This window comes from Quyinboa mangrovi, assembly GCF_042219825.1.
In the GTDB taxonomy this organism is placed as follows: domain Bacteria; phylum Bacteroidota; class Bacteroidia; order Bacteroidales; family UBA5342; genus JBHJHP01.
This window is the reverse complement of sequence record NZ_JBHJHQ010000058.1, coordinates 1-790: the sequence shown is the minus strand read 5'-3', so window position 1 is coordinate 790 and position 790 is coordinate 1. Positions and strand designations below refer to the sequence as shown.

2 protein-coding genes are annotated in these 790 nt (G+C 39.0%); one reads left to right on the top strand and one right to left on the bottom strand.

Annotated features, from left to right (window positions below; all coding sequences use genetic code 11):
* The first annotated feature begins 100 nt into the window (after positions 1-100).
* Positions 101-571, top strand: a complete 471-nt coding sequence (locus ACE1ET_RS20550) for a hypothetical protein (protein WP_375730305.1) — start codon at positions 101-103, stop codon at positions 569-571.
* A gap of 24 nt (positions 572-595) precedes the next feature.
* Here the strand turns inward: ACE1ET_RS20550 and ACE1ET_RS20545 are convergent.
* Positions 596-790, bottom strand: a 195-nt coding sequence (locus ACE1ET_RS20545) for a hypothetical protein (protein WP_375730304.1), incomplete at its 5' end; no start/stop codon positions are given.

Here is a 790-nt window from a genome sequence, read left to right as displayed (position 1 = left end):
GCTGCACGCGTTTTTCGTCCTGACAGTTCCTTTCCCGTCGGAAAGAAACTGCCACGACACCATACCGCGGGAACGTTAGGCATAATTGTAAATACAAAGAATGAGCAAGAAAAAGATTGATAGATTAATATACTTAGGGCTAATAGTCGTAGCTATTTCACTTTTAATGGTTCTTCGAAACAACCGTCTTGAAGAAGAAGAACTTTATTCTGATTTTGGCAAAGAAACGATAGGGACAGTAATAAACAGAAGTAAAGGTGCTGACAATACTGGCAGACAGTATTCTTTAAAGTTTGAGTTTCTTGTTGATGGAGTTAAATACATTGGATTTCAGAATTTTCAACACGACAGAAATTATTATGATATGGCAATCCTTGGGATGAAATATACTGTTGAGTATATCCCAAATTCACCACAAAAGCACTCTAGGATTTTTATTGGACAACCAATATTAAGTGAGTATTCTGATATTGAAAATCAAAGACAGTATATTAAATCAAAATACAGGAAAGGGAAAGCCTTAAGAGATGCGAGACCTATTCCTCCAATTCAAGAAATAAAGATTGAATAAAAAACAACTATGCCTAACACGCGGTCATAGTGCATGCGGTTTTATTTTAACTTGAAATTCCACATTCCGTATGCCGTCGTTTTCGGCTTGACAGTCTCCACTCCGTGGGACAGTCAACCGCACGACACCATACCGCGGGAACGTTGTATTTAATGCCGGGATTAGTTGTGTGAGATCGTATGAATTGGCCTCCACCCTCTTTCGGCTGAAGCAGGGAAC